The sequence below is a fragment of the Capnocytophaga granulosa ATCC 51502 genome (assembly GCF_000411115.1).
In the GTDB taxonomy this organism is placed as follows: domain Bacteria; phylum Bacteroidota; class Bacteroidia; order Flavobacteriales; family Flavobacteriaceae; genus Capnocytophaga; species Capnocytophaga granulosa.
The window spans coordinates 363,719-385,414 of the sequence record NZ_KE150242.1 but is presented as its reverse complement, the minus strand read 5'-3'; the positions used below and the strand labels follow the sequence as shown (position 1 = coordinate 385,414).

Sequence of the window (21,696 nt, the reverse complement as noted above, 5' to 3'; positions counted from 1 at the left end):
ATTTTGCGTAACTTTGCACTGTTATATTCAACCGCTACATTTTGACAGATTTTTCTCAAATACGCCCTTTTCACGATAGTGAGGTATCTGAAATATTGAACTATATCAAGGATAACCCAACCATATATCAGCTACTGCAATTTGGCTTTCCCAAGCTCAATGAACAGGAGCAGATGAATTTATTGCTTTCGTGCAAGAAAATAAGAGATTTTCAGTCAAGGATCATGTATCCTATCATCAAGAGTGCCATTAGTAAGAGTGTTACACAGCTCTCTGACGATGGTTTTGAGTACCTCAACCCCTCTCAGTCCTACTTATTTATTTCTAATCATAGAGATATCATACTGGATACCTCCTTTCTCAATGTATTACTACATGAAAAAGGATTTAAGATGACTGCTTCGGCCATGGGGAGCAATTTGGTGAATACTCCTTTCCTTTTGGCTTTTGCTAAGCTCAATCGTAACTTTATCATACACAGAGGTTTATCTCCAAGGGAGACACTACAGAAATCCCAATTGGTATCTCAGTTTATCGCTCGCTGTGTGATTGAGAAAAACCGCTCCGTGTGGATTGCCCAACGAGAAGGACGCACCAAGGACGGAAACGATCGTACCCAACAGGGGGTAATCAAGATGCTATCCATGAATTGTCCCAAGCAGATGCCTCTGATGACTTATTTCAAACAACTGCACATAGTGCCCATGGCCATATCATACGAGTTTGACCCCACTGATATCTTAAAGATTCCCGCTCTTTTGGCACAACATCATGGAGTGGAATATATTAAAAAAGAAAACGAGGACTATAATAATATAGTACAAGGCTTAGTAGGACAGAAAGGTTGCGTACATATCTCGGTAGGAAAGCCTTTATATGAGGATTTAGACCTTATTGCAGCGCAAGAGGAACACACCAACCGACAGATACAAGCCCTTGTGGAGCTGATGGACGCTAGAATTCATTCTCAATACAAGTTATTTGCCAGCAACTACATAGCCTATGATTTACTTAACGACATAGAAAGATTTTCCGATAAATATACCGAGAAAGAACTTAGACAATTTGAGAGACGATTAGAGAATAGAAGTAATTCGGAAGGTAACATTTCTCGCAAAAAATTCTTAGAAATGTATGCCAACCCTGTCATTAATAAATTAAAATTATGACTCACAGAACAAAAATTCTCCTCATCTACACAGGAGGTACCATCGGGATGGTAAAGGATTATGAAACAGGTGTGTTACGTCCTTTCCGTTTTGAGAAAATCAAAGAGCGCTTACCTGAACTCTCTCAGTTGGACAGTGATATAAGTCACGTCTCTTTTGATCCTCCTATTGATTCGTCGGATATGAACATTGCTCACTGGGAAAGAATCGCCCAAAGTATCAAAGAGAATTACAATGATTACGATGGCTTTGTCGTCCTTCATGGCAGTGATACTATGGGATATTCGGCCTCTGCACTGAGCTTTATGCTAGAGAACTTAGCCAAACCTGTGATCTTTACAGGTTCACAGCTTCCTATAGGTGACCTCAGAACCGATGCCAGAGAGAACCTCATCACCTCTATTCGCTTGGCCAGTCTCAAGGAAAACAACAAACCTGTCATAGAGGAAGTATGTCTATATTTTGAATACAAGCTCTATAGGGGCAATAGAACAACCAAGATAGATGCAGAGAATTTTCAGGCCTTTGACTCGCCTAACTATCATATATTAGCCGAAAGTGGCGTACACCTAAAGGTACATCACGAATACCTATACCAAAGAAAATCTCAAGAGGCCTTGCAAGTCTTTACCCAATTTGATCCTCATGTAGCTTTCTTGAAGATTTTCCCCAACATCACCCAACCTATATTAGAAGGTATCCTTAGTATCCCTTCGCTTAAGGGGGTAGTTATGGAGACTTTCGGATCAGGGAATGCCCCTACCGAAGATTGGTTCTTAGCTACCATAGAACAGGCCATCAAAAGAGGTGTTACAGTGGTTAATATTACCCAATGTATGCGTGGATTTGTGCTTCCTAACAAGTATGAAGCGGGTTCTCACTTTGAAAACATAGGGGTTATCAACGGAAAAGACCTCACTAGTGAAGCTGCTATTACCAAACTGATGTATCTATTAGGAAAGAACCTTGATAGCAAAACACTGAAAATCAAGTACGAAACAGAGATACAAGGAGAAATATCATAAAATTTTATTAAGAAATGTTGAGCTATCATTTTTTTGTTGTAATTTAGCGGCTTGTAAAATGATACTTATTTAGAGAGGTGTCCGAGTGGTCGAAGGAGCACGCCTGGAAAGTGTGTATACGCCAAAAGCGTATCGAGGGTTCGAATCCCTTCCTCTCTGCTTTATTTTATTAATTTAATATCCACCTAAAAAATTGAAAAAATGAAAAAAATGTATTCAAAATTAGCCTTAGCCGCGTTGCTTTTCATAAATGTTAGCTCTGTTTTCGCACAAGAAGCTACTCAGAGAAGTGTGAATCAAAGTTTCAAGGAATACTTCATCAAGGGAGGTCCTGCCTACATGGCACCTATCCTTTTGTGTCTTATCATTGGACTTGCCGTTGCCATTGAGCGTATCATTTATTTGACTATGTCCACTACCAATACCAAAAAGCTATTGGAAAATGTAGAGGATGCTCTTAAGAATGGTGGAACAGAAGCTGCCAAGGAAGTATGTAGAAACACCGCAGGGCCTGTGGCTTCTATTTTCTACCAAGGTCTTGATCGTGTAGATGAAGGTATCGATATCGTAGAAAAATCTGTAGTTTCTTATGGAGGTGTCCAGATGGGGCTTTTGGAAAAGAACGTATCTTGGATTTCCTTATTTATCTCCATTGCTCCGATGCTTGGGTTCATGGGAACGGTAATTGGTATGATTCAGGCCTTTGAAAAGATCAGCTTGGCTGGTGGTTTGGATGCATCTTTGATCGCTGGAGATATCCAAGTAGCATTGCTTACTACCGTATTCGGGCTTATCGTTGCGATGATTCTTCAAGTATTCTATAACTATATCGTAGCTAAAGTAGACAGCATTGTAAATGATATGGAAGATGCTTCTATCTCACTTGTTGACCTATTGGTAGCTTACAAAAAATAATTACTAACCCTTAAAATCTCTATCCATGCACAAAATATCAAGATTAATAGCGCTTATTTTGGGCGTTATAGGACTTGTTCTTTGCGGTTGGCTTATGGTTAGTTCCGATGAGACCAAGAACAGCATTGACAATTTCCCTATGATAGGTATGTTCGGCGTAGCTTATTTGCTATTGGTTATTGGATTAGTAGTTGTTATTCTCTCTGCTTCCAAGAACATATTATCCTCACCCAAATCAATTAAAAAGACCTTACTCTATGCAGGAGCTTTCTTAGGAGTGATCATAGTATCCTATCCCCTTTCCTATGCATTGTTTGGTTCAGACAGTAACTTCCAGTGGATAAGTGCTGGTATTATGGCAACCTATCTGCTTATACTCATCTCGTTAGTGTCTGTAGTTTTCTCAGTTATCAAAAGAACTTAAAAAATGGCAAGACGTTCAGTACCCGAAGTAAATGCCGGCTCCATGGCAGATATAGCATTTCTTTTGCTTATATTCTTCCTTGTAACGACCGACATCACATCCAATGCGGGAATAGCTGCAAAATTACCGCCAAAAGTTCCCAAACAAGAACAACAAGAACCTCCTATTAACGAACGCAACTTGTTCGTCGTATTAGTTAATAAAAATAATCAGCTTTTAGTAGAAGACCAAATATTGGACATCAAAAATCTTAGACAAAAAGCGGTTGAGTTCTTAGACAATGGAGGCGGAAAAGCCGAAGAGGCTTGTAGCTATTGCCAAGGCAAGCATGACCCAGCTTCATCAGACAATCCTAATAAAGCGGTTATCTCCTTACAAAATGACCGAGAAACCAATTACGAAACTTATATTGCTGTGCAAAATGAACTAGTAGCAGCCTACAATGAGTTACGTGAGAGAGAACGTAAAAGATTGTTCCCCAATGAAGTTACTTACGCAGAGATGGATGCAGAGTTTAACGCTGCAAAAACTCCTGAAAAAGAGAAAAAATGAACTAAGACCAAAACTAGAAAAATTGCAAGAACTATTTCCTAGAAAATTGGTAGAAGCAAGTGTAAAAAAAGATAAATAATTTAGAATTATGGCAAAGTTCAACAAGAAAAAAAGTGATGAGGTACCTCCTATCTCAACCGCCTCTCTGCCTGATATTATCTTCATGCTTTTGTTCTTTTTTATGACAGTAACCCAAACTAAAGATGGGGAAATAAAAGTAGCCAATGATATTCCATCGGCAGATCAAGTACAAAAATTAGATAAAAAAGACCCTGTGATCTATGTGTATGCAGGGGAACCTTTACAAAGATATCAAGATAAGTTTGGTAAAAATGCAAAACTTCAGATTAATGATGTGTTTGTAGATGTAGATCAGGTAGGTACACCTATCCTTAAATACAAAGAAGGACTACAAGAGCGATACAAAGATGTATTTATCACCTCCTTAAAGATTGATAAGCATACTAAAATGGGGATCATCGGAGACTTAAAAGAACAGTTGAGAGAGATCAATGCTTTAAAGATTAATTACATAACAAAAGAAGGAAAACCTGCTGTGTTAGGTGACTAATCAAACTTTAGAAAATTGTAGTTTTTATAGTTTATATTATTTTTATAAGAATCCGTGAAATATTTATTTTACGGATTTTTTTATAGACACTTCTTTGTGAATTCTTATACCCAATTTGACTATGAAAATACTTCATACTGCCGACTGGCACTTAGGAAAAAAATTAGACCGCTTCTCCCGTATAGAAGAGCAGCGTGCTGTAATGGGAGAAATTGTACAAATAGCTAATGCCCAAAAGGTAGATGTGGTTATCATCGCAGGAGACCTTTTTGACAACTTCACCCCCAATACCGACGCCATAGAACTATTCTACAAGACCGTTAAGCAACTCTCCCTCGGTGGGCGCAGGCCTGTGGTAGCTATTTCTGGCAATCACGATGCTCCAAAGCTCATTGATGCCCCTGATCCTTTAGCTCGCGAATGTGGTATTTTCCTTATAGGTCAGCCTTTTGCTCTGGTAACTCCTATAGAAACGCAAGATTTTAAAATTACCCTTTCCTCAGCGGGCTTTATAGAGCTACAACTTGCCTCCTTCCCCTACCCCTTGCGAATTATCCATACTGCTTATGCCAACGAGCCTAGGCTAAGAGAAGAATTGGAAGGAGACAAACAACTGGCTATCAACCAATTCCTATCCGACAAATGGCAAGCTCTTGCACAGGAGTATTGTGATTCCAAGGGGGTAAATATACTTACCGCTCATCTATTTATGAATCCTAAGAATGGCGAACTCTTGGAAGAACCTGAAGGAGAGCGCCCTATCCGTATTGGAAATGCTGACATGATCTACACCAATGCTATTCCTCCCCAAATGCAATATACGGCCTTAGGACACTTACACGGATTTAAGAATATTGGCAGTGAAGAAAAGCCTATTGTATATGCTTCCTCTCCCCTATGCTACAGTTTTAGCGAAGCAGGAGAGGAGAAATATGTGGCTATCATAGAGGCCGAGCCTAATAAAGCTGTGCACCTTAGCAAAATACCCCTTACCCAAGGCAAACCCTTAGTAAGGAAGCAATTTGCCTCTATAGAAGCGGCAACCTCTTGGCTAAAAGAAAATCCCAATACTTGGGTGGAGCTAACCCTTGAACTCAAGGAATACCTCAGAGCCGAGGATAGAAAACGACTATACAACACCCATGAAGGCATCGTCTTTCTAATCCCTAAGTTACTGCTGGATACAGAACATAACCCCTCTGCTGAGTTATCTCTGCAAGATATTAATTTTGAGAATATTACTCCCCTATTTGAAAGCTATTTCAAATACAAGAATGGCGGCATAGCCCCCAATCAGGAAATTCTAAATTTGTTCAACGAAGCCATCAATACCCCTATAGACTAATGTTACCCATATCCCTCACCATTGAAGGAATCTATTCCTATCAGCAAAGACAACATATTGATTTTTCTCACCTTACCAGTGCTGGCTTATTTGGCATCTTTGGTGCGGTAGGTGCTGGAAAATCCTCTATCTTGGAGGCTATCACCTATGCCTTATATGGAGAAACCGAACGCCTAAACAAGGCCGACAAAAGAGGGTACAATATGATGAACCTCAAATCCAACCATATCTATATAGAATTTGAGTTTCTCAATTTTGAGAACCGACAGCTACGAGTGGTCAGGGAGTTCAAGCGCAACTCCAAAAAATTCGAAGATGTAAGAACCCCTACTGTACAGTTTTATGAGAAAGAAGGTAACCAATGGCGCCCCTTGGAGCAAGCCAATCCTCAAGAACTGATAGGGTTGAGCTACCACAACTTCAAGCGTACCATCATCATTCCGCAAGGGCAGTTCAAGGAGTTTTTAGAACTCGGTGCCAAGGATCGCAACGAGATGATGAAGGAAATCTTCAACCTACAGAAGTTTGACCTTTCCGATAATATTGCTAAACTTAAAAAGGAAAATAGCGAAAAACTCAGTTTCAAAGAGGGCGAACTCAAGGGATATGAAGAAATCCACGAAGAGGCCATACAAATACAAAAGGACAAACTCAAGGAAGAGACAGACAAACAAAGATCTTTAGAAGTAATACTTGATCAACTAAAGACACATTACGAACATCTCAAGAGCTTGAAATCAGACTTTGAACTTTTAGAGCAAAAGAAAAAGGAATTTGTACAACTACATTCACTAAAAAATTCATTTGACGAATTAGAGAAAAAAGTCAATGCGTATGAGAAAATAGAAAAAGTATTCAAAAATTTATTAGATAATAAAGCACGCCTGACAAAAGAACTACAATCTTACACTTATAAAAGAGATACGGAGACCGAAAAACTCAAAGAAGTACAAGACAAATTAGCTTTCATCTCTGAGAATATAAATTCTCTGCAAGAGACCTATGAGAAACTTCCTGAAACAAAACAAATAGAAGCTGATTTACAACAAATATTGTCCATATTTCCCCTGCAAGAAAAGCTAGCAGAGGAAAAAGGAAGAACTATAAAAGGTTCTGAAAAAATAGCTGAAGTAGAGAAGGAACTCAAAAACAAAAAGGAGTTCAATAGCACCATTGAAAATGAAATAGAGAGTCTCAAAAAACAACGTATAGACAGCCAATTGCTCTTAGAGATTGGAAATTGGTATGAGAAAAACCAATCATTTTCTGAAAACCAAAACAAACAGCAGCAAAAAATTCAGGAAACAACCGCACAATTACAAAATATCATAGACGAACTCAGCCATTTTGCACTCTTTAAAGAGGGTTTTGTTCCCAACTACAAAGAAAAAATAACCATTGAAAAGGAATCTATAGAGAAAAAGAAAGACACGCTCCAACAAAAGTGTAACCAACTTGAACTACAGCGGCAATTATCCCATTATACAAAAGAACTTCACAAGGGAAGTCCCTGTCCTCTTTGTGGCTCATTAGAACATCCAAGTGTTGCCCATTTTGAAGACGTCAGTACCGAACTTGCTTCTACTCAAAAAGAGATAAAAGCGCTTGATGCCCAACAAGAACAACTACGACAGTACCTCTTCCAAATAGAAAAGGCCGTAGATAAAAAACATTTTTTTGAAAAACAATTACAATCAGAAAAGGAAACTGCTCGACAAATAAAACAGGAATACTCAGCACATCATGACAAATTCATTTGGAGCGAATTTTCAAAAGAAGATCGTACTGCCTTCGATAAAAAGCGTAAAGAGGCCTTAGCTTTGGAACAACAAATAGAAAATAAAGAAAGCATACGCAAAAAGGGCACCAAAGAAATAGAAGACCTTCAAATCACAATAGAAAAGTACAAAAAAGGATTAGAAAATATCTATAAAGAAATCGCCACTCTTGAGGGACATATAGCCAGCCGAAAGGAAAGTCTCAAAAAATATACTTTTGCCGATTATCAAAGCAAAGCACACGCACTGGTTGAAAAAGAATATGAGGAGGTTGTCCGCTCCAATAAGCAAACGGAACAAGCCTATATCTCCCTTACCGAAGAACGAAACCGCCTACTACCACTGTTATCACAATATGAAGCGCAACTAAAAGGCACCTGTGAGCTACTTGAAAAATGGGAAAAGGAACTATCAGATGTAGAACATACCTTAGAGAGTACCTTGTCTCAAGAGCATATAAGCCTTGAGGAGGTTAGCCAAATACTCTGCACCCCCATAGCTATAGAGAAGAATAGGAAAAAAATACAGGATTTCAAGATTCGCTACGAGGTACTCCAAAGACAAATTCAGGACTTGGAAGCCAAATTTGCCCAAGTATCCTTTGACCCTAAGGCCTTTGCCGAAATTGAAAGGCAATACACGCTCAAGCAGCAGGAAGTAAAGGCGCTTCACGAGCAATGTATAAGAATCGCCAGCGAACTGGAACGTATCACTAAGGCTTTGGTTACCAAGAAGGAACTGCTCAAGTCGGTAGCTGCCCTTAGCACTCGCCAAGAACATATCAAACTCTTGGAAAATATCTTCCGAGGACAGGGGTTTGTACAGTACATCTCCTCCATCTACCTTCAGCAGCTCTGCCAACATGCCAATGAGCGTTTCCATAGAATGACACGAGGACAATTGAGCCTGCAAATTGGAGAAAACAATGAGTTCGAGATCATAGACTACCTCAATGAGGGAAAAAGCAGAAGTGTAAAAACCCTCTCAGGAGGACAGGCCTTTCAAGTATCTTTGAGTTTGGCCTTAGCTTTAGCCGAAAGTGTACAAAGTGAGGCAAGTGCCGATAAGAATTTCTTCTTTATTGACGAAGGTTTCGGTACCCAAGATGCAGAATCTGTAAATATTGTATTTGAGACTATGGCTAACCTGCTTAAGGATAATCGTATCGTAGGAATTATCTCCCACGTAGAAGAACTCAAAGAACGTATTCCTATGTCCCTGACCATTACCAATGATCCTGAAAAGGGGAGCCTTATTAGTTGTTAGTTTTTAGTTATTAGTCTCTTTTTAATAATTAATAATTAACCATTGACAATTAAATAGTGTCTATTTGTCAGTTATATCTTTACAAAAAATTAAAAAACTATGGCATTTAAAGAAATTGAACGCAAATTCTTAGTCAAAAATACCGATTTCATAGCACAAGCACATAGAAGTACCCCTATTGTGCAGGCTTTTCTGAATACTGACCCTTCAAGAACGGTACGTGTACGCCTCAAAGGGGAAAAAGGCTACCTCACTGTCAAAGGAAAGAGTGAGGAGAATGGTGTCAGCCGATTCGAATGGGAGAAAGAAATCACCCCTACCGATGTGCATGCCCTATTGCCCCTATGTGAACCCTCCCCTATTGAGAAAACTCGCTATGAGGTATGGGTGGGTGAAGCGCTCTACGAAGTAGATGTTTTTCACGGTGAAAATGAAGGACTTATCGTCGCTGAAATAGAACTTACCGATGTGGCACAGGACTTTGAAAAACCCACTTGGTTAGCAGAGGAAGTTACCTCTGATACCCGCTACTATAACAGTGCTCTAAGCCAACACCCTTATAAACATTGGAACAAGTAAGCGAATACTGACAATTTGACATATTTTGCCAATTGGCACACTTTATGCTTAGAGAGAAATAGATTTACAAAAATAAATGAATATGAGTGTAAAATTAAAACCGTTAGCTGATAGAGTGCTTGTGGAACCAGCACCAGCTGAAACTACAACCGCCTCTGGTATTATCATTCCTGATACTGCTCAAGAAAAACCTCAAAAAGGAAAAATTGTAGCTGTAGGGGCAGGAACCAAAGAAAATCCTATCACTGTAAAGGTAGGTGATACCGTTCTTTATGGAAAATATGCAGGTACAGAACTAAAATTGGAAGGTAAGACTTACCTCATCATGAGAGAAAACGATTTGTTAGGTATTTTAGAATAATCTAAATATAACAAATTATGTTCTACACTTTACAACTAAATGCAAAGTTACAACCTTTTGACAGACATGATCTGGAGGACATTATAGATGAGTTTCTCTCCAAGGAAGATCTAGGAGAAACCTCAGGTGGTGGTACTCTCATGTCCAAAGAGGGAGAAATAGAATACTGCGATATAGAAATCTCTCTCAATGATACTGCTAATGCAGTGGAGAAATTACTACAAAAGTTGGAAGATATTGGTATCCCAAAAGGCTCTAAGCTATATAATGAGAATTTCTCTCAAGAGATAGGCTCTTTAGAAGGTTTAGGACTTTATGTAAATGGTACTGACTTACCTAAAGAAGTATATGAGACTTCTGATATCAATGTGGTTTTTGACACTGTCTGTGAAATTTTAAAAGATGTTTTGGTACTAACTTCATATCATGAAGGCAGTAAAGATACAGCTTTGTATTTCTATATAAAAGGAAATTTTGCAGAAGCCAAAGAACAAATTAAGGATTTTATAACTACCTATCCCTTGTGTGAAAAGTGTAGAATTGTTCAAATCGCTTAAATAATTAAACTTAATAATTTAAAAAATAAAAAACATGGCAAAAGATATAAAATTTGATATTGATGCACGTGACGGCTTAAAAAGAGGAGTTGATGCCCTAGCTAATGCCGTAAAAGTGACCCTCGGCCCTAAGGGACGCAATGTAATTATTAGCAAATCCTTCGGTGCTCCTACCGTTACCAAAGATGGGGTTACTGTAGCCAAAGAAGTGGAACTTGCTGATGCACACGAAAATATGGGTGCTCAAATGGTTAAGGAAGTAGCTTCCAAAACCAATGACCTCGCTGGTGATGGTACCACTACCGCCACTGTATTAGCCCAAGCTATTGTACGCGAAGGTCTTAAAAACGTAGCGGCAGGTGCCAATCCTATGGATTTGAAACGCGGTATTGACAAAGCGGTGAAGTCTATCGTAAATGAATTGGCTAAACAAAGCCAAAAAGTAGGTGACTCTATTGATAAAATCCGCCAAGTGGCTGCTATCTCTGCCAACAATGACGAGACTGTAGGGGAACTCATCGCCGATGCCTTCTCCAAAGTAGGTAAAGAGGGTGTTATCACCGTAGAAGAAGCCAAAGGTACTGATACTTATGTGGATATCGTAGAAGGTATGCAGTTTGACCGTGGTTACCTTTCTCCTTACTTTGTAACCAATTCTGAGAAGATGACTGCTGAGTTGGATAATCCTTTTATCCTTCTATATGACAAGAAAATCTCTACCATGAAGGATTTGCTTTCTGTATTGGAGCCTGTGGCACAATCTGGCAAATCACTCCTTATTATCGCTGAAGATATTGACGGGGAAGCCCTAGCTACCTTGGTTGTGAACAAATTGCGTGGTGCCCTTCGCATTGCTGCTGTGAAAGCTCCTGGTTTCGGAGACCGTCGCAAAGCCATGCTTGAGGACATCGCTATCCTTACAGGTGGTACTGTCATAGCTGAAGAAAGAGGCTTTACCCTTGAAAATGCTACTATTGACATGCTTGGCCGTGCCGAACGTGTAGCTATTGACAAGGACAACACCACTATCGTAAACGGAGCCGGTAAGAGCGAAGAGATCCAAGCCCGTGTAGGACAAATCAAAGCCCAAATTGAAGTTACTACTTCTGACTATGACAAGGAAAAACTCCAAGAACGCTTGGCCAAATTGGCAGGTGGAGTGGCTGTCCTCTATGTAGGAGCACCTTCCGAAGTAGAAATGAAAGAAAAGAAAGACCGTGTAGATGATGCCCTTCACGCTACTCGTGCTGCCGTAGAAGAAGGTATCGTAGCTGGTGGTGGAGTTGCTCTATTACGCGCTAGAAATGTACTAGCTAAGATCAAACCTACCAATGCTGATGAGGCTACAGGTATCCAAATCGTGTTCAAGGCCGTAGAAGCTCCTTTGCGTACTATCGTAGAAAACGCTGGTGGTGAAGGCTCTGTGGTAATTGCCAAAGTATTGGACGGCAGAAACTCCACAGGATACAATGCCAAAACAGAACAATATGTAGATATGTTCCGTGCTGGTATCATTGACCCTAAGAAAGTAACCCGTGTAGCTTTGGAAAATGCAGCTTCTGTAGCTGGTATGATCCTTACTACCGAATGTGCTTTGGTAGATATCAAAGAAGATACCCCTGCTATGCCTCCTATGGGCGGCGGCATGCCTGGCATGATGTAATTGCATCATAATAAATATTTTAAAGAAACCCGCCCCAAACAGGCGGGTTTCCCTTTCTATTTTTAACAAAGGATTCACGATAACAACGCAGAGGATTCGAAAAAATATACTACTTTTGTCCAAGAAACACACTTCCCTTTCCCTATGTATTTAATCTTTGATACTGAAACAACTGGACTTCCCCGCAACTATAATGCACCACTCTCCGATAGTGCCAACTGGCCGCGTGCTGTACAAATCGCTTGGCAACTACACGATGCTCAAGGTACTCTTGTAGAGCATAAGGACTTTTTAATCACCCCTGACGACTTTACCATTCCCTACGATGCAGAACGTATCCATGGGATCTCCACAGAGCTGGCTGCCAAAGAGGGCGTACCTATCCAACAAGTATTTGAAGAATTTGAAAAAGCACTGAGCAAGACTCAGTATATTGTAGGACAAAATATCAGCTTTGATATCAATATCATGGGGGCTGAGTTCTACCGCTATGGGGTAGCTACCCGCTTGGGAGAACTGCCTGTTTTGGACACCTGTACCGAAATCACTGCCGAACTCTGCCGAATAGAAGGGGGTAAGGGAGGTAAGTTCAAGTATCCAAGTCTTACCGAACTCCACCAGTTTCTCTTTGGCACTCCCTTTGCCGAAGCCCATAACGCTACAGCCGATGTGGAGGCAACCGCTCGCTGTTTTTTTGAGCTAGTCCGCCGAGGCGAGGGCTTCACCTCCAGCCAAGTCTCCCATGAGGCTATGGCACTTATCCAAGAGAAGTATACCGCTCCTGTAGCGCTTTGGGGGTTACAGCATATCAACCTAAAGGCAGCTTCTGAAAAGCTCAAAGCCCAAGAGGAATCCACAGCTCTGTCCTCTACCGAGCTGGCTGAAAACCTTGCCCTACTGGAGACTGCTCCCTTTGCACACCTGCACAACCACACTCAGTTCTCTGTCTTGCAATCCACCGCCTCTATTGCTGATTTGGTCAAGGCCACTGCCGAAGCGCAGATGCCTGCTGTAGCACTAACCGACCATGGCAATATGATGGGAGCTTTCCACTTTATCAAAGAAATATCTAAGTATAACAAAGAAGCTAAAGCCAAAAACGCCCAAGCTCAAGAGGAGGGAAAGCCCGCTCCCCTACCCATCATCAAGCCTATTATAGGTTGCGAATTCTATATCTGTGAAAACCACTTAGACAGAAGCAAAAAGGACAATGGCTATCAAGTAGTCATGCTCGCCAAGGACAAAGAAGGCTATCAGAACCTTATCAAGATGGCTTCTATCGCCTATACCAAAGGTTTTTACTATGTACCTCGTATTGACAAAAAGGTAGTAGAGCAATATAAAAAGAATATCATTGTACTTTCAGGGAACCTATATGGTGAAATCCCCTCTAAAGTCTTAAATCAAGGCGAAAAACAAGCTGAAGAGGCACTCCTATGGTGGAAGAACCAATTCGGAGAGGATTTTTATATAGAACTTATCAGGCATGGCCAAGAAGATGAAGACCGTGCCAATGCAGTACTGATACAATTAGCGCAAAAACATGGGGTCAAATTGGTCGCAACCAACAATACCTACTACATCAACCCCAAAGATGCCAACGCTCATGACATTCTGCTCTGTGTCAAAGACGGAGAAAAGCAAGCTACCCCTATCGGACATGGGCGCGGCTTCCGCTATGGGCTGCCTAATGAACAGTATTATTTCAAATCCTCCCAGCAGATGAAGGAATTATTCAAGGATATTCCCCAAGCTATTCTTTCTATTGAGGAGATTATAAACAAAATAGAACCCTATGAGCTAGCACGCAATATCCTCCTCCCTAAGTTTGACATACCCAAGGAGTTCCAAGTGGAGGATGATCCTACTGGAAAAAAGGGAGAGAACAAATACCTTCGCCATCTCACCTACTTAGGCGCTGAAAAGCGCTATAAGGAACTTACCGACGAAGTACGCGAACGCCTTGATTTTGAGCTTTCTATCATAGAAAAAACAGGCTACCCTGGCTACTTCCTTATTGTGGAGGACTTCATTACTGCCGCACGCAATATGGGGGTCTCCGTAGGCCCTGGACGTGGTTCCGCGGCAGGCTCAGCTGTGGCTTATTGCTTGGGTATTACCAATATAGACCCTATCCAGTACGACCTGCTTTTTGAACGTTTCCTCAACCCTGACCGTGTGAGTATGCCCGATATTGATATTGACTTTGAAGATGATGGGCGTGGCCGTGTCCTAGACTATGTGATAGAGAAATATGGGGCAAACCAAGTGGCACAGATCATTACCTATGGTACCATGGCTGCCAAATCCTCTGTACGTGATACGGCTCGTGTGTTGGACTTGCCGCTAAAGGAGGCTGACCAAATAGCCAAACTGATTCCTAATATTTCTCTTAAAAAAATCTTTACCTTCGACGATGAAAAACTTAAAGAAACTGTAGGAAGTGACTTGCCAAAAGTACAGCAACTCAAGGAGATAGCCCAGGGCGATGACCTCTCGGCTAAAACTGTTCAGCAGGCTTGTATCTTGGAGGGTTCTGTACGTAATACAGGGGTACATGCTTGTGGAGTTATCATCACTCCCGACGATATCACCAACTTTGTCCCTGTGGCCTTGGCCAAGGACTCCGACCTCTTTATCACTCAGTTTGACAACTCCGTGGTAGAGAGTGCTGGCCTATTGAAAATGGACTTCTTGGGACTGAAAACGCTCACCATCCTCAAGGATGCAGTGGCTCTTATCCAAAAACGACACGGATTTGAGTTAGACATAGATCATATTCCCTTGGATGACAAGCCTACTTATGCCCTTTTCCAGCGTGGAGAAACCATCGGGATATTCCAATACGAGTCCCCTGGTATGCAAAAATATATGCGTGAGCTTAAACCTACCGTCTTCGCCGACCTGATCGCCATGAATGCCCTCTACCGACCAGGACCTATGGACTATATCCCAAGCTTTATTCATCGCAAACAAGGCGTAGAGCCTATCACCTATGACTTGGCCGATATGGAGGAATACCTCAAGGACACCTATGGTATCACCGTATACCAAGAGCAGGTAATGCTCCTTTCTCAGAAATTAGCTGGATTCACCAAGGGAGAAGCCGATAAGCTGAGAAAGGCCATGGGGAAAAAACTCAAGGATGTCTTGGCCGAGATGAAACCTAAGTTTATAGAGGGGGGAGGCAAAAAAGGACACCCTGCCGAGGTCTTGGAGAAGATTTGGAAAGACTGGGAATCTTTTGCCAGCTATGCCTTTAACAAATCACATTCTACCTGTTATGCGTGGATTGCTTACCAAACAGCCTACCTGAAGGCCAACTACCCTGCCGAATACATGGCAGCGGTACTCTCTAACAATATGAATGATATTAAGTCCATCAGCTTTTTCCTTTCCGAGTGTAACCGTATGGGTATCAAGGTACTCAGCCCCGATGTAAACGAATCCGAATACAAGTTTACTGTAAACAAAGATGGTGCAATTCGTTTTGGTATGGGAGCCATTAAGGGATTGGGCAAGGCTGCGGTGGATACCATCGTAAAGACCAGAGAGAAAGGCCCTTACAAGTCTGTTTTTGATATGGCCAAGCGTATAGATCTCAAGTCGGCCAATAAGAAAGCCTTTGAAAGTCTCGCCTTAGCGGGAGGATTTGACTCCTTCCCAGGGGTACACCGTGCCCAATTCTTCCACCAAAGCCCCTCGGAGAATATGAACTTCTTGGAAAAGATCATTCGCTATGGTGCCAAATCACAGGAGAGCGCCCACTCCATACAGCTAAGCCTTTTCGGAGATAGCCCAGAGGTGCAAATCCCCGAACCCAAAATGCCTGAAACAGAGCCTTGGAACTCCTTAGAGGAACTCCGCCGAGAGAAAGAAGTAGTAGGGATCTATATCTCACGCCACCCCTTGGACATGTTCAAGTACCAATTGGACTACCTATGCAACCGAAAAGCAGCCGAATTTACCTCCAACTACGAGGGTATGGAGAACCAAGATGTACGTTTTGGAGGAATGATTGTCAAGATGGAACACCTCACCAGCAAAAACGGGAAAGGTTGGGGTGCTTTCACCATAGAAGACTATAGCGGTACGGTCGATTTTCGTATTTTTGGCGAAGAATACCTAAAATTCCGCCCTTTCCTTTCCGAAAAACAGTTTGTTTTCATCAAAGCCCATATCAAGGGAGGCTATACCACCCCCGACGGACGCACCTTTGGCCCCAAGATTGTTTTCACCCATATCGGTTTCTTAGAAGATGCCCTACAAGAGAATATAGACAAGCTACAAATGGCCGTAGAACTCCCCCAAGTAAATGAAGAGACCCTTTTTTTCGTAAAGAACCTATCTCAACACTTCAAGGGGAGCACTCCTTTTAACTTTCTGATCATAGGAAAAAGCAAAGAACGAGAAAAGGACATAGAACTCCCTATGAATAGTCACGGTACTAAGGTCAAGGTATGCAAAGAGTTCTTTGATGCACTCTCCAACAGCTCCTTTATCTATCGCCTGAACAACGAACCCCGTTGGCTGAACCTTGCCATAGAAGCCCCTGATACCATGACCTCCGCCGATGAGGAAGTCCTCAAACTCATGGAAGAAGTAGAAATAGATTAACAACTATTTAAAATTTAATAATTACAGTTGATAAAATTAAAGTATTTTTATTATATTTTAGAGACTAAAAACTCTTTTAAAACATAATTCTTAACCAAATAAACTTTTATGAAAGCAATTTATAGGATTATTTCCTTACTTATTATATCATTCGTGAGTATGATTACTTGCTCAAGTAATGAAGTAAGTGAAACCTATGTATATATTTGCAAGGGACCTAATAGTACCGCTTATCATTATAGTCCTCATTGTAGAGGACTAAGGCAGTGTTCTACAGATTTAGAAAAATTAACAATAAAAGAAGCTGTAGAAAAAGGAAGAAAACTATGTGGTTATGAAGACTAAAGTAAGATATGCTATACTTAGAGCAGCTTTTTCATTCTCAGGGCGTATTGGTAGAACAGTATATGGTCTAAGCCTAATTATTTGTACTCTTTTAAGTATTCTTATCCTTACAAGTATACTTCAAACTAAAGGAAATACTACCTTTTTAGTACTTTTATATATACCTATAGGATGGTTTGCCTTAGCCCAAGGTGCTAAGCGTTGTCATGATTTAGGAAACAGTGGCTGGTTTCAGTGGATTCCTTTTTACTATCTTGTTCTATTATTTGGTAAGGGAGATAAAGAAGCCAACTATTATGGCGAACCTCCCAAGTATAAGCACCCCAAAAAGGACACTCTCTTTGAGGATAGACCTCCCTCGGATACTGATAGTGCTTCTGCAGATCAAAAAACAGAGACTTCTTATGGCAAATATAATAAGGATTATAGAAAAAACTATAGTAAGAAATACTAATATCTCCCTTTTCTATAGCTTATTGAGCAGACCATCTAAGTTTCCTGCTTCTTGTAAGGCTTCGAAGGAATCTTTTCTTAAAGACTCCTTTTTTCTATAGCAGGATTCTTGACAACAAACAAATAATCCCCCTCTATCTCTTGGGTAGTGAGTAGGTTTCCACTGAGTTGTGGGGCTTTAAGTCCTACAGAGAATTGAGGAGTACCTACAAATATACGGGCTTCGTCCCATAGACCTTCGTCTATAAATTGCTGGAGTACATGAGCGCCTCCCTCTACAATAAGGCTTTGTATCTGTCGCTCATATAGGTCATTACATACCTGTTTAGGCATAGAGAGCGTTGGGGAAATGGTAAGAGTAACGGTAGGATTTCCCTGAAAAATGGCTAAAGTCTTAGCAAGGGAATGTTCATTGTCTATAACCAAGCGCAAGGGGTTGTTCCCTACCCAATGGCGTGTGGTAAGGGAAGGGTTATCCTTCTCTACCGTGTGCTTACCAACCAAGATAGCCCCTTCTTGTGCCCTCCATAGGTGAGTAAGTTGTTGGGAGAGGGCGTTGGATATCCATACAGGTGCCTGCTGCGTTTGCTGCAAAGGCGCTATAAAGCCATCGCGGGTTTGTGCCCACTTAAGAATAATATAAGGGCGCTTTTGGGCATGAAAGGTAAAAAACCGTTTATTAAGCGCTTGGCTTTCAGCCTCCAAAACCCCTACAATGACCTCTCGGCCTGCTTGTCGTAAGCGCTCAATACCCTTGCCCGCTACTTTGGAATTGATATCCACACAGCCAATAACGATCTTGGGGATTTCTTTTTCTATAATTAGGTCGGCACAGGGAGGCGTTTTCCCAAAGTGTGCACAGGGTTCCAGATTCACATAAAGGGTACTTTCTTTAAGTAGGCTTTTATCCCTGACGGAGGCAATAGCATTAACCTCGGCATGGGGTTCTCCTGCTTTAGTATGCCAGCCCTCCCCTATGATCTTACCCTTGTGCACTATCACGCTACCTACCAATGGGTTGGGATAGGTATAGCCTATAGCCTTACGGGCTAAAAATAGGCAACGTTGCATGTATAGCTCGTCTGTAGTCATCATGATAGGCGTTGGAATTTGGCTGATACCCAGCGATTTCGCTCTATATGGCTAAGATAGGTAAGTCCCACTTCTTGGCATTTTTCTTTTATCGCTGGTAAGTCTTCCACGTAAAAGCCACTAACCAAGAGTAATCCCTGAGGAAGGAGTGCTTGGGTGTAAGCAGGAATATCTGAAAGCAAGATATTTCGGTTGATATTGGCTAAGATTAGGTTATACTGCTCCCCTGCAATTAGAGAAACATCTCCTTCTTTTATGGTGATAAAAGAACAGTCGTTCTGCTGTACATTTTCTGTGGCATTCTCCACGCACCAAGGGTCTATATCTATAGCGGTAATATCACGAGCACCACGCAAGGCTGCCATAATAGCCAAGATACCCGTACCACAGCCCATATCCAAGACTTTGGTACCCTCAAGTGACAAAGGAAGCAATTGCTGCAACATCATATAAGTCGTTTCGTGATGACCTGTACCAAAACTCATTTTGGGGGTAATCACAATATCGTAGCGTGTATTAGGCACAGGATGGAAGTTGGCTCGTACTGTACAGAGATCCTCCACTACGATAGGTGAAAAGTTCTTTTCCCACTCCTCATTCCAATTGACCTGCTCTATTTCTGTTATTTGGTAGGAAATGGTAAATTCTGGATTGCTTAGCAGATAAATATCCTGCAAAATATGCTCATTCCAGCTATCTTTAGGAATATAGGCTTTGATCCCTGTAGGGGTATCCTCAAAGCTGTCAAAACCTACTTCGGCAAGTTCGGCCATAAGGATTTCAGCTCCCATTTCTGTAGGGGAAACAGTAAAATCGTACTCTATATAATTCATTATCAATGGTTAATTGTTAGTTCTATATAAATAACAGATGCAAATATAGGAAGAATCACAATGACTACCAAATATTTTTCTTGTTTTTCTACCTAAAAATTCGTATTTTTGTTAGCTCAAGGTTAAGTCTCCTCTCAAATGAAAAGATATACTACTGGTATCTCCTATTGGACAAGGCAACAAAAACGAGGTGTTTTGGGACTCGTATGTTGTTGTATATTGTTACAAGTAGCTTATTTTGTGATAGATATTCCCTCTCCTGCTATTGCTTTCTCTCAGGAAAATCTTATAGCTTTCCAACAGCGGATAGATAGCCTAAAAGCACAAGAGAAGGCCAAGCAATATACAATAAGTCCCTTTAATCCCAATTTCATTTCAGATTATAAGGCCTATATTTTGGGAATTTCCGCCCAAGAACTCTCCCGCTTGCAAGTCTTTAGAGAGACAGGCAAGTACGTCAATTCCGCTAAGGAGTTCCAAGAGGTAACTGGAGTCTCCGATTCTCTCTTGGCTACTATAGCCCCCTTGTTCAAATTCCCTGATTGGGTGAGCAAGAAAAAGAATGGTTCTTTCTATAGCTATGACAACAAGACCTCAGCAAAGATTGTCAAGAAAGACCTCAATACCGCCACAACAGAGGATTTACTCCCCATACGAGGGATAGGAGAAAAGCTCTCCGAACGTATCCTAAAATACCGAGAGCGCTTAGGAGGCTTCTCTTCTAAAAAACAATTAGGTGAGGTGTATGGCCTTTCCGAGGAAATCATCACAGAAGTTTGGAAATACTTTGACCTACTCACCCCTGCTCAGATTACCAAAATAGATCTCAATCTTGCCTCTAAAAAAGAACTCTCCAAGGTACCCTATCTCAACTACAAAGAGGTAGAAGCCCTACTTATCTTTCGTTCAGAGCAAGGAAATCTAAGTTCGCTAAAGGACTTACAAGCCATGGGCTTCTCTCAAGAAAAGATAGAACAACTCAGCTGGTATCTGAAAGTAGAAAAATAGCCTCTTTTCTTTGCTGGTTTGGTTAATATATTGTATTTTTGCACTTTATTATTTCAATCTATATGAATAAGAATCATTATGCTATTATTATGGCAGGGGGCGTTGGCTCTCGCTTTTGGCCAGTAAGTACTTGGGCTTTCCCTAAGCAATTTCATGACATGTTAGGCACAGGTCAGACACTCTTGCAGCGCACCTACCAACGTTTGACGGGCTTTATCCCCAAAGAAAATATTCTTATCTCTACCAATGAGATTTATAAAAACTTAGTAAAGACACAGCTATCAGGTATCTCCGATGAGAATTTGGTCTTGGAACCCTCCATGCGCAATACAGCTCCGTGTATTCTCTATGCTACTATGAAGATTCAAAAGCGCAATCCAAACGCCGTTTTTATTGTAGCTCCTTCCGACCACTGGATAGAACAAGAGGACGAATTTCAGGACAATGTAAGGAGTTGCTTTACCTTATGTGAACAACAGGATATTCTGATGACCTTGGGAATCAAACCTACTTTCCCTAATACAGGTTATGGTTATATACAATATGACAAAACTGACAGCAAACCCAGTAAAAAGGTTCTACAATTCACCGAAAAACCTGATTATGAGCGTGCTAAACAGTTTCTCACAGAAGGAAACTACCTATGGAATGCGGGTATCTTTATCTGGCGGACACAAAGTGTATTGAGAGCTTTTGAAAGATTCCAACCCAATTTGTTCTCACTCTTCAAGGAAGGAGAGGCAGCTTATAATACCCCACAGGAATGGGAATTTATCAGGGATAATTATGGAAAAGCAGAAAATATATCAGTAGATTATGCCATTATGGAGCCTTCGGATAATATCTATGTATATCCTGTTGGATTTGATTGGAATGATTTAGGTACTTGGGGTTCCCTACACGAGAAATTGGCTAAGGATTCTAATAACAATGCAGTGGTCAATGCACTTACTCTCTTTAAAAACTCCTCTGATAATATCATTCGTACCGATACCAACAAGGTGGTGATTGTAGATGGTATAGAACACTATATCATTGTAGATACCGCTTCGGTATTGATGATCTACCCTAAGGAAAAAGAACAGAGTATCAAGGAACTCTTGGGAGAAGTCAAAGAGAAGTTTGGTAACAACCTCTCTTAAT

At 41.0% G+C, this 21,696-nt stretch carries 17 protein-coding genes, 1 tRNA gene and 1 pseudogene; 17 read left to right on the top strand and 2 right to left on the bottom strand.

All coding sequences use genetic code 11. The annotated features are described in order from the left end of the window. Positions 1-41: 41 nt before the first annotated feature. The 15 genes and pseudogenes from HMPREF9331_RS01635 (at position 42) to HMPREF9331_RS01565 (ending at position 17,621) form a co-directional block, all read left to right on the top strand. On the top strand, positions 42-1,169 hold the full coding sequence (locus HMPREF9331_RS01635; RefSeq protein ID WP_016419437.1) for a 1-acyl-sn-glycerol-3-phosphate acyltransferase: 1,128 nt from the start codon (positions 42-44) through the stop codon (positions 1,167-1,169). Beyond that, positions 1,166-2,194, top strand: a complete 1,029-nt coding sequence (locus tag HMPREF9331_RS01630) for an asparaginase (protein WP_016419436.1) — start codon at positions 1,166-1,168, stop codon at positions 2,192-2,194. Before HMPREF9331_RS01635 ends, HMPREF9331_RS01630 begins: the two co-directional genes overlap by 4 nt. 71 nt (positions 2,195-2,265) lie before the next feature. Further along, positions 2,266-2,353: transfer RNA gene (locus HMPREF9331_RS01625), tRNA-Ser, on the top strand. A gap of 42 nt (positions 2,354-2,395) precedes the next feature. Further along, positions 2,396-3,109: a MotA/TolQ/ExbB proton channel family protein gene (locus tag HMPREF9331_RS01620; RefSeq protein ID WP_009641404.1), complete on the top strand. Its 714-nt coding sequence runs from the start codon at positions 2,396-2,398 to the stop codon at positions 3,107-3,109. 25 nt (positions 3,110-3,134) lie between these two features. Next, on the top strand, positions 3,135-3,533 hold the full coding sequence (locus tag HMPREF9331_RS01615) for a hypothetical protein (RefSeq protein ID WP_016419435.1): 399 nt from the start codon (positions 3,135-3,137) through the stop codon (positions 3,531-3,533). Between the two features lie 3 nt (positions 3,534-3,536). Next, a pseudogene (locus HMPREF9331_RS01610) lies at positions 3,537-4,164 on the top strand (ExbD/TolR family protein). A gap of 9 nt (positions 4,165-4,173) precedes the next feature. Then, complete coding sequence (locus HMPREF9331_RS01605; RefSeq protein ID WP_009641427.1) at positions 4,174-4,656, top strand: ExbD/TolR family protein; 483 nt, start codon at positions 4,174-4,176, stop codon at positions 4,654-4,656. Between the two features lie 121 nt (positions 4,657-4,777). Beyond that, positions 4,778-6,001 (top strand): metallophosphoesterase family protein, encoded by a 1,224-nt coding sequence (locus tag HMPREF9331_RS01600; RefSeq protein ID WP_016419433.1) that lies wholly within the window; start codon positions 4,778-4,780, stop codon positions 5,999-6,001. Then, positions 6,001-9,045, top strand: a complete 3,045-nt coding sequence (locus HMPREF9331_RS01595; RefSeq protein WP_016419432.1) for an AAA family ATPase — start codon at positions 6,001-6,003, stop codon at positions 9,043-9,045. The genes HMPREF9331_RS01600 and HMPREF9331_RS01595 overlap by 1 nt, the downstream gene beginning before the upstream one ends. Positions 9,046-9,144: 99 nt before the next feature. Further along, entirely contained in the window at positions 9,145-9,624 is a 480-nt protein-coding gene (locus tag HMPREF9331_RS01590) for a CYTH domain-containing protein (RefSeq protein WP_016419431.1), read from the top strand. An 82-nt stretch (positions 9,625-9,706) separates the two neighbouring features. Next, entirely contained in the window at positions 9,707-9,985 is a 279-nt protein-coding gene (locus HMPREF9331_RS01585) for a co-chaperone GroES (protein WP_009641430.1), read from the top strand. A gap of 17 nt (positions 9,986-10,002) precedes the next feature. Then, entirely contained in the window at positions 10,003-10,542 is a 540-nt protein-coding gene (locus tag HMPREF9331_RS01580; RefSeq protein WP_016419430.1) for a hypothetical protein, read from the top strand. Positions 10,543-10,576: 34 nt separating this feature from the next. Further along, on the top strand, positions 10,577-12,205 hold the full coding sequence (gene groL / locus HMPREF9331_RS01575) for a chaperonin GroEL (protein WP_016419429.1): 1,629 nt from the start codon (positions 10,577-10,579) through the stop codon (positions 12,203-12,205). A gap of 144 nt (positions 12,206-12,349) precedes the next feature. Next, on the top strand, positions 12,350-16,822 hold the full coding sequence (gene dnaE, locus HMPREF9331_RS01570; protein WP_016419428.1) for a DNA polymerase III subunit alpha: 4,473 nt from the start codon (positions 12,350-12,352) through the stop codon (positions 16,820-16,822). Positions 16,823-17,156: 334 nt separating this feature from the next. Continuing rightward, positions 17,157-17,621, top strand: a complete 465-nt coding sequence (locus HMPREF9331_RS01565; RefSeq protein ID WP_016419426.1) for a DUF805 domain-containing protein — start codon at positions 17,157-17,159, stop codon at positions 17,619-17,621. 77 nt (positions 17,622-17,698) lie between these two features. On the opposite strand, the gene ribD is transcribed toward HMPREF9331_RS01565, so the two are convergent. After that, positions 17,699-18,712, bottom strand: a complete 1,014-nt coding sequence (gene ribD, locus HMPREF9331_RS01560) for a bifunctional diaminohydroxyphosphoribosylaminopyrimidine deaminase/5-amino-6-(5-phosphoribosylamino)uracil reductase RibD (RefSeq protein WP_040356838.1) — start codon at positions 18,710-18,712, stop codon at positions 17,699-17,701. Then, complete coding sequence (gene prmA, locus HMPREF9331_RS01555; RefSeq protein ID WP_016419424.1) at positions 18,712-19,545, bottom strand: 50S ribosomal protein L11 methyltransferase; 834 nt, start codon at positions 19,543-19,545, stop codon at positions 18,712-18,714. The genes ribD and prmA overlap by 1 nt, the downstream gene beginning before the upstream one ends. Before the next feature lie 138 nt (positions 19,546-19,683). Here prmA and HMPREF9331_RS01550 point away from each other — a divergent pair, with 138 nt between their 5' ends. Both HMPREF9331_RS01550 and HMPREF9331_RS01545 read left to right on the top strand, forming a co-directional pair. Beyond that, positions 19,684-20,553 (top strand): ComEA family DNA-binding protein, encoded by an 870-nt coding sequence (locus HMPREF9331_RS01550; RefSeq protein ID WP_016419423.1) that lies wholly within the window; start codon positions 19,684-19,686, stop codon positions 20,551-20,553. 62 nt (positions 20,554-20,615) lie between these two features. After that, the gene (locus HMPREF9331_RS01545) at positions 20,616-21,695 is read left to right on the top strand and encodes a mannose-1-phosphate guanylyltransferase (RefSeq protein WP_016419422.1); all 1,080 of its coding nucleotides are present in this window, start codon (positions 20,616-20,618) and stop codon (positions 21,693-21,695) included. Position 21,696 lies beyond the last annotated feature (1 nt).

Bases quoted from the DNA above. Each gene is read 5' to 3' on its own strand.
- HMPREF9331_RS01630 (WP_016419436.1), top strand. From the start codon at position 1,166: ATGACTCACAGAACAAAAATTCTCCTCATCTACACAGGAGGTACCATC.
- HMPREF9331_RS01620 (WP_009641404.1), top strand. From the start codon at position 2,396: ATGAAAAAAATGTATTCAAAATTAGCCTTAGCCGCGTTGCTTTTCATA.
- HMPREF9331_RS01615 (WP_016419435.1), top strand. From the start codon at position 3,135: ATGCACAAAATATCAAGATTAATAGCGCTTATTTTGGGCGTTATAGGA.
- HMPREF9331_RS01605 (WP_009641427.1), top strand. From the start codon at position 4,174: ATGGCAAAGTTCAACAAGAAAAAAAGTGATGAGGTACCTCCTATCTCA.
- HMPREF9331_RS01600 (WP_016419433.1), top strand. From the start codon at position 4,778: ATGAAAATACTTCATACTGCCGACTGGCACTTAGGAAAAAAATTAGAC.
- HMPREF9331_RS01595 (WP_016419432.1), top strand. From the start codon at position 6,001: ATGTTACCCATATCCCTCACCATTGAAGGAATCTATTCCTATCAGCAA.
- HMPREF9331_RS01590 (WP_016419431.1), top strand. From the start codon at position 9,145: ATGGCATTTAAAGAAATTGAACGCAAATTCTTAGTCAAAAATACCGAT.
- HMPREF9331_RS01585 (WP_009641430.1), top strand. From the start codon at position 9,707: ATGAGTGTAAAATTAAAACCGTTAGCTGATAGAGTGCTTGTGGAACCA.
- HMPREF9331_RS01580 (WP_016419430.1), top strand. From the start codon at position 10,003: ATGTTCTACACTTTACAACTAAATGCAAAGTTACAACCTTTTGACAGA.
- groL (WP_016419429.1), top strand. From the start codon at position 10,577: ATGGCAAAAGATATAAAATTTGATATTGATGCACGTGACGGCTTAAAA.
- dnaE (WP_016419428.1), top strand. From the start codon at position 12,350: ATGTATTTAATCTTTGATACTGAAACAACTGGACTTCCCCGCAACTAT.
- HMPREF9331_RS01565 (WP_016419426.1), top strand. From the start codon at position 17,157: ATGAAGACTAAAGTAAGATATGCTATACTTAGAGCAGCTTTTTCATTC.
- ribD (WP_040356838.1), bottom strand. From the start codon at position 18,712: ATGACTACAGACGAGCTATACATGCAACGTTGCCTATTTTTAGCCCGT.
- prmA (WP_016419424.1), bottom strand. From the start codon at position 19,545: ATGAATTATATAGAGTACGATTTTACTGTTTCCCCTACAGAAATGGGA.
- HMPREF9331_RS01550 (WP_016419423.1), top strand. From the start codon at position 19,684: ATGAAAAGATATACTACTGGTATCTCCTATTGGACAAGGCAACAAAAA.
- HMPREF9331_RS01545 (WP_016419422.1), top strand. From the start codon at position 20,616: ATGAATAAGAATCATTATGCTATTATTATGGCAGGGGGCGTTGGCTCT.